We start from the raw sequence: 7,016 nt of genomic DNA, 5'->3' as shown, positions 1-7,016 counted from the left end.
TCAGCTTGCCCTTGGCACGCTGCGCCTCGGTCGCCCGCTCACTGGGGCCTCGCCGGGCCTGCTCACGGATGGCGTGCAGCTCGGCGACCCGCCCGCGGGCGTCGTTCGCCTCGGCGGGCGCATCTTCGACAGTGGTCATGTATCGACGGTACGTGGCCGGACCCCCCAGAACCGATGTCGGTTTCGTACAACGTCGGAAGCGATTTGGTGGGCAGGCAAGACAGAAGCGGCCTGTACGCGGCCCACGACCGGGCTCCGGGGCATGCGCGGCACCCCCGGCGGTATGTATGAGCCCGACAAAACGCGCCGGTGCGACGTTGTGGCAGTCCACCGGTCGGCCGGGCTCCGGCACGGGCGCGGCCGACCGGGCGGGAGCGTCAGCGCGGGGCGACCGTGCAGGTGTGCGTGGCGCAGGCGGTGCCGGGGGTGACCCGCAGCCGCAGGGACGGCGCGGTCTCCAGGACCTCGATGGCGGGGTCGGCGGTGAGCACGGCCCGCACCGGGCGGTCCCAGACGACCTCGAACGGTACCCCCGTACGCGGCGGCTCGGCCACGCACAGTGACGCGATCGGGCCACCCCGGTGCCCGTACGCGGCCTGCTGCCGCCGTTCGCGCACCAGGACGCTCGCGGGCGCCGTGACGGTCAGGCCGCCCGCCGAACCGGCCTCCCAGAAGTTGGCGGCGACCAGGCCGAGCGAGGGGACGGCGACGGCCTGCCGGGCACCGGAATTGGCCAAAACGGCCAGCCAGTGGCGGTCGGCGGCACGGGCGGCGAGGGCGCGCGGGCCCGCGCCGGGCATCAGCAGGTACGCGTACGCGGCGTCCTCCGGGTCGGTGCCGTGGTCGAACCAGAGGGTCAGGTAGCGGCGGGTGTACGGGTCGGGTGAGCCGCCGGTGTTGATGTCGCTCCACGAGCCGGTACGGCTGTCGCGCAGCGCGCGCGGGACCGGCCCCTCGCCCGCGCCGGGCAGGCGGGGGAAGACGTACCCGCCGTGCCCCGCCAGGTGCGCCCAGCGGGCGCGCGGGAACGACAGCGGCCTGCCGGGTGCCGCGGGCTGCCGTACGCCGTCGACGGTCAGCACGTGCGTTCCCGACGCGCCGAGGTTGCGGTTGTCCACGATCGTCTCGGCGGGCACGCCGTCCCGGGAGGTGATGCCGGCGCCGAGGCAGATGACGCAGTCCGCGACGCAGAACCACGACTTCTTGGCGCGCAGGGTGGCGGACAGGCCGCGTACGTCCTGCCCGATCGCGGCGAACTCGCCGTCCGTGGTCCCGCCGACCCACGTCGCCGCGGGCTTGGGCGCGCCCCAGCCGCCGCCCTCGTTGTCGGCCAGCCGCTTGGCGGACACGGTCGTGCCGGGCAGGCGGTACGGGTCGACGGTGGGCCAGAACGCGTCGGTGTACTGGTCGCCGCCGGAGTCGCGGCCCCACCAGTAGAGCATTCCGGCGCCGGTGTGCCAGCCGCGCGGGTTCTCGCCGTTGCCGTTCTCGTAGTACGTGATGCGGCGCGAGGCCATGGCCAGTCCCGCGGCCCAGCCGGGGCGGCGGTGCACGGCCCGGTCCATGGCCGGGAAGAGCCGGTGGCCGACGGGCTCGGGCGCGGCCGGACCGCCGTCGTCGGCGATCGTCTTCAGGCGCGCGAGGTCGGCGACGTCGAACTGCCGGTCGGCGAGCACCGGGTAGCTCGTGTCGCGCCGGATCCAGCCCCTGACCAGTGCCTGCCAGCGCTCCCGCGCCTCGGCCCCGGCCCCCTCCCCCAGCAGGGCCACGGCGGCGACCAGCGCGTGACCGTGGAAGTGGTCACCGCGCAGCACCCGGCGCTCGTCGGCGCGCAGGCGGCCCCGGCTGATGGCGCGCCCGTTGACGCTGTCCATCATCAGGCCGTTGTACAGCAGGGGCGCGTAGGCGTGTTCCACGCTGTCGAAGATGATCTGGCGCGCGGGGTCGGTGACGGCCCACTCGGACCCGCCGAGCAGGGCGAAGAGGCGGCCGAGTCCGTCGAGGAGGACGAAGCCGTAGGTCCCCGAGTAGGCGACCCAGGTGTGCTGGACGAAGGAGCCGTCGGCATAGAGGCCGTCGCCCTTGGTGACGTACGGGAAGACCGGCGAGAGGGCGTCGCGGGCCAGCGCGATCTTCGCCGGGGCGCGGCCCAGGATGCCGCGCAGCGCGACGACGCGGCACAGGTCGACGCGGTTGGCGCCGGTGCTGGTGCCGGTGTAGTCGCCGAGCATGGCGTCCGGTACGAAGTGGTCGACGGCGGCCAGGTACCGGGCCCGCCGGTCGGCGCCGAGCTGTTCGTACAGGACCGCGACGGTGTCCAGGAGGAGCCGGGGGCTGCCGATCTGCCACTCCCACCAGTTGCCGTACCGGGTGGTTCCGGAGTGGTAGACCGCGTCGTGGACGTGGTCCAGGCCCTTGACGGCATCGGCGGCGAGGCCGGCGTCCCCGGTCAGGCCGGTGCCGGGCTGGGCGTACGCCTGGGCCATGGTGGCGAGCCGGCCGTAGCTGCGGGTGATGCCGGCGGGCGGGTCGAAGGGGCTGTCGGGCCAGAGGGAGCCGGCGTCCGGGCGCATGGCGGCGCGGAAGCCGCGGGCCAGCTCGCCGGTCTCCTTGAGGCGGGCGGCGTACGGCGCGGCGCCGGGGTCGAAGCCGGTGCCGAGCTGGATGCCCAGCCAGCGGCGGCGCAGGGTCTCGTACGGGTCGTCGGCGGCGTGCGCGGGCCCGGCGAGCGCGGGCGCCAGCGCCAGTCCGAGCGCTCCCGCGCCGGAGAAGCCGAGGAATCCGCGTCGGGACCAGACGGGGGGAGGCGGCACGGTCCCTCCTCTCCGTGAACGTCAACTGCGTACGGATACGGCCTGGTTGAACGGTGTCCGACGGTCTAGCACGGGCCGCGGCACCCCGACAATGCCCATGACACATCCGCCCGCGGGACCTCCGCATCACTCCCCCGAGAGCCGAATGTTGAAACTTGAACTAGATAGCGCTACGCTCGATCTCGTTGAAGGTTAAATAAACCTCTCGCCCACCCCGTCTTCGAGGAGGAGCCATGGCTCTGTTCCACCGCAAGCGCAGCACCACCGCCGACGCCGGCCGCGCCACCGCCCGTGCCACCGCCGTTCTCGAAGCGGACCCGGCACTCGCCGCGCTGACCGGCGACTACACGGTCGACCCGGCCCACAGCCGGATCGGCTTCACCGTCCGGCACGCCATGGTCACCAACGTCCGCGGCTCCTTCGGCAGCCACGAGGGCAGGCTGCACCTGGACGGCACCGACCCGGCCCGCTCCACGGCCGCCCTGGACGTCGAGACCGCCTCCGTGGACACCGGCATCGCCGACCGCGACGCCCACCTGCGCGGCACCGACTTCTTCGACACCGACGCCTTCCCGCTGATGACGTTCCGCTCCACCTCCGCCGAGCAGGTGGACGCCGGCACCTTCCGCGTCACCGGCGACCTGACGATCAAGGACGTCACCCGTCCGCTCACCGTCGACCTGGAGTTCCAGGGCGCGGCCACCGACGTGTACGGCGCCGAGCGCGTCGGCTTCGAGGGCAGCGCCGAGATCCTGCGCTCCGACTGGGGCCTGACCTGGAACGCGGCGCTGGAGGCCGGCGGCGTGATGGTCAGCGACAAGGTCAAGCTCACCTTCGACATCTCCGCGGTCAAGGCCGCCGCCTGAGCCGAAGGCTCCTGTAAGCCCCGCGGCCCCGCACCGGCTCCTCCCCCAAGGAGACCGGTGCGGGGCCGCGGTCCTCTTCCGCGCCCGGGCGGCTACTCCTGCGGCTCGACCCCGGCCCGCATCAGGCCGTACGCGTACGCGTCGTCCAGGGCCTGCCAGGAGGCCGCGATGACGTTCTCGGCGACGCCCACCGTGGACCACTCGCCCTGCCCGTCGCTCGTGGAGACCAGCACGCGGGTGATCGAACCGGTGCCCATCCGGCCCTCCAGGATGCGGACCTTGTAGTCCACCAGCTCCAGCCCGGCCAGCTCCGGGTAGATCCGCTCCAGGCCGACGCGCAGCGCCCGGTCCAGCGCGTTGACCGGGCCGTTGCCCTCGGCGGTGGCCACCAGCCGCTCGCCCTTGGCCCACAGCTTCACCGTCGCCTCGTTGGCGTGCGTACCGTCCGGCCGGTCCTCGACGATCGCCCGCCAGGACTCCACCTGGAAATATCGGCGCGGCTTGCCCTCCACCTCCTCGCGCAGCAGCAGCTCGAAGGAGGCGTCGGCGGCCTCGTACGTGTAGCCCGCGAGCTCGCGCTCCTTGACCCGCTCCACCACCCGGCCGACCAGCTCCCGGTCGCCGCTCAGGTCGAAGCCCAGCTCCTTGCCCTTGAGCTCGATGGAGGCGCGGCCGGCCATGTCGGAGACCAGCATCCGCATGGTGTTGCCGACCAGGGCCGGGTCGATGTGCTGGTACAGGTCGGGATCGACCTTGATCGCGGAGGCGTGCAGCCCGGCCTTGTGCGCGAAGGCCGAGACGCCGACGTACGGCTGGTGCGTGGACGGCGTGAGGTTGACGACCTCGGCGATGGCGTGCGAGACGCGGGTGGTCTCGGCCAGCTTGCCCGCTGGCAGCACCCGGCGCCCGTACTTCAGCTCCAGGGCGGCCACGACCGGGAAGAGGTTGGAGTTGCCGACCCGCTCGCCGTAGCCGTTGGCGGTGCACTGCACGTGGGTGGCGCCCGCGTCCACCGCGGCGAGGGTGTTGGCCACGGCGCAGCCGGTGTCGTCCTGGGCGTGGATGCCCAGGCGGGCGCCGGTGTCCGCGAGCACCGTCCGCACGACGGCCGTGATCTGCGCGGGCAGCATGCCGCCGTTGGTGTCGCAGAGCACCACGACGTCGGCGCCGGCCTCGCTCGCGGTCCGTACGACCTGCTTGGCGTAGTCCGCGTCGAGGGCGTAGCCGTCGAAGAAGTGCTCGCAGTCCAGGAAGACCCGGCGGCCCTGCTCGCGCAGGTACGCGACGGTGTCCCGCACCATCGCGAGGTTCTCCTCCGGCGTGGTGCGCAGCGCCAGCTCCACGTGCCGCACGTGCGACTTGGCGACCAGCGTGACGACCGGGGCCTGCGACTCCAGCAGGGCCGCGACCTGCGGGTCGTCCTCGACCCGCACGCCCGCCTTGCGGGTGGCGCCGAACGCGACCAGCCGGGCGTGCCGGAAGTCGATCTCCGTACGGGCCCGCTCGAAGAACTCGGTGTCCCGGGGGTTGGCGCCGGGCCAGCCGCCCTCGATGAAGCCCACGCCGAAGTCGTCCAGGTGCCGGGCGATCGTCAGCTTGTCGGCGACGGTCAGGTTGATGCCCTCGCGCTGGGCGCCGTCGCGCAGCGTCGTGTCGAAGACGTGGAAGTCGTCGGGCAAGGAGGGTTCGGGTGCGTCCGTCATGCTGGTCTGGCTCCTGTCGGGTCTCGGTTTACCGGAATACCGGTTCCACCGCCCCCTCGTGGCCCTCGCGCTTCGCCGCCGGTGCCGGGTGGGCCGGAAACGAAAAAACCCCTCGCGGATGCGAGAGGTCTGCGCGCGGGTCTGGGACGACGGCGACCACGCCGTACTCGGTAGGTACGGGTGGTCACTGCGGACCGGCGCGCCTGCTGCCAATAATCATGGCGAACGAGAGCATGGGTGGCAGTTTGCCATAAGCCTCCGAGAGGCGTGCGGACGTCTCACAGTGCGGGCCACCGGGGGTGGCCCGCACGGTGTCCTCAGACTCCGGACGGGCTGGAAACGTGCGTCTCCTCGGCCTGCTTCACCCGGTTGAGGTCGATCGTCTTCGTCTCACGCATCGTGATGTAGACAATCAGGGAGACCGCCGCACAACCGGCCACGTACCAGTAGTAGCCCGATTCCATGCCGCCCTTCTTGAACCACAGGGCCACGTACTCGGCCGTGCCGCCGAAGAGGGCGTTGGCGATGGCGTACGGGAGGGCGACGCCCAGGGCGCGGATGCCGGTGGGGAAGAGTTCCGCCTTCACGCACGCGTTGATCGAGGTGTAGCCGGTGACGACGAGCAGCGCCAGCAGCGAGAGGCCGAGCGCGGGCCAGAAGCTGCCCGCGTGCTGGAGGAGCGTCATGATCGGCACGGTCAGGAAGGTCGAGCCCACCGCGAAGGTGATCAGCAGCGGGCGGCGGCCGATGCGGTCGGAGAGCTTGCCCGCCAGCGGCTGGATGCACATGAAGACGAACAGCGCGCAGAAGCTGACCAGCGAGGCCGTCGGCTTGGCCATCCCGGCGCTGCCGGAGAGGTACTTGGTGAGGTAGGTCGTGTACGTGTAGTACGCGACGGTGCCGCCCATGGTGAGGGCGATGACGAGGAACGCCTCGCGCTTGTGGGCCCACAGCGCCTTGACCGTGCCGCGCGCCGGGTCGCTGTGCGCGCTGTCGTCCTGCGCGTACACCTCCGTCTCCAGCATGTTGCGCCGCAGGTAGAAGACGATGGCCGCGCCGAGCGCGCCGATGATGAACGGGATGCGCCAGGCCCAGCTGTGCAGCGCCTCCTCGGACATGGTGCGCTGGAGGACGATCTGGAGGCCGAGCCCGAGGAGCTGGCCCGCCGTCATGGACACGTACTGGAAGCTGGAGGCGAAGCCGCGCCGGCCGGGCGCGGCCGCCTCGGTGAGGTAGGTCGCACTGGCCGCGTACTCGCCGCCGACCGAGAGCCCTTGCAGCATGCGGGCGACGAGCAGCACCGCGACGCCGCCGTACCCGGCCACCGCGTAGGTCGGCGCGACGGCGATCAGGATGGCCGAGGCGGACATGAGCGTGACGGTGAGGGTCAGCGCGGCCTTGCGGCCCTGGCGGTCACCGACCCGGCCGAGCAGCCAGCCGCCCACGGGCCGCATGAAGAAGCCGACCGCGAAGATGCCCATGGTGTTCATGAGGTTCGCGGTGTCGTTGCCCTTCGGGAAGAAGGAGTCGGCGAAGTACACCGCGAAACTGGCGTACACGAACCAGTCGAACCACTCGACCATGTTGCCGGCCGAGCCGACCCAGATTTTCTTCCACTGCTCTCGTCCCATGAC

Annotated in this window: 4 protein-coding genes; 1 reads left to right on the top strand and 3 read right to left on the bottom strand. The window is 72.1% G+C overall.

The genetic code is table 11. The features are described from left to right. Window positions 1-377: 377 nt before the first annotated feature. Window positions 378-2,813, bottom strand: a complete 2,436-nt coding sequence (locus tag ACH4OW_RS19095; RefSeq protein WP_398029074.1) for a polysaccharide lyase 8 family protein — start codon at window positions 2,811-2,813, stop codon at window positions 378-380. A 233-nt stretch (window positions 2,814-3,046) separates the two neighbouring features. On the opposite strand from ACH4OW_RS19095, the gene ACH4OW_RS19090 reads away from it, so the two are divergent. Beyond that, complete coding sequence (locus ACH4OW_RS19090; RefSeq protein ID WP_360136529.1) at window positions 3,047-3,679, top strand: YceI family protein; 633 nt, start codon at window positions 3,047-3,049, stop codon at window positions 3,677-3,679. Window positions 3,680-3,771: 92 nt separating this feature from the next. On the opposite strand, the gene cimA is transcribed toward ACH4OW_RS19090, so the two are convergent. After that, window positions 3,772-5,382, bottom strand: a complete 1,611-nt coding sequence (gene cimA, locus ACH4OW_RS19085) for a citramalate synthase (protein ID WP_398029071.1) — start codon at window positions 5,380-5,382, stop codon at window positions 3,772-3,774. A gap of 317 nt (window positions 5,383-5,699) precedes the next feature. Then, window positions 5,700-7,013 carry an MFS transporter gene (locus tag ACH4OW_RS19080; protein ID WP_398029069.1) on the bottom strand — a complete coding sequence of 438 codons (1,314 nt, stop codon included), beginning with the start codon at window positions 7,011-7,013 and terminating at the stop codon, window positions 5,700-5,702. Between the last annotated feature and the right edge of the window lie 3 nt (window positions 7,014-7,016).

The organism is Streptomyces sp. NPDC017056, assembly GCF_044332485.1.
Taxonomy (GTDB): Bacteria; Actinomycetota; Actinomycetes; order Streptomycetales; family Streptomycetaceae; genus Streptomyces.
The sequence above is the reverse complement of the archived record's forward strand: the minus strand, read 5'-3'. Positions and strand labels throughout refer to the sequence as shown.

Bases quoted from the DNA above. Each gene is read 5' to 3' on its own strand.
- ACH4OW_RS19090 (WP_360136529.1), top strand. From the start codon at position 3,047: ATGGCTCTGTTCCACCGCAAGCGCAGCACCACCGCCGACGCCGGCCGC.
- cimA (WP_398029071.1), bottom strand. From the start codon at position 5,382: ATGACGGACGCACCCGAACCCTCCTTGCCCGACGACTTCCACGTCTTC.
- ACH4OW_RS19080 (WP_398029069.1), bottom strand. From the start codon at position 7,013: ATGGGACGAGAGCAGTGGAAGAAAATCTGGGTCGGCTCGGCCGGCAAC.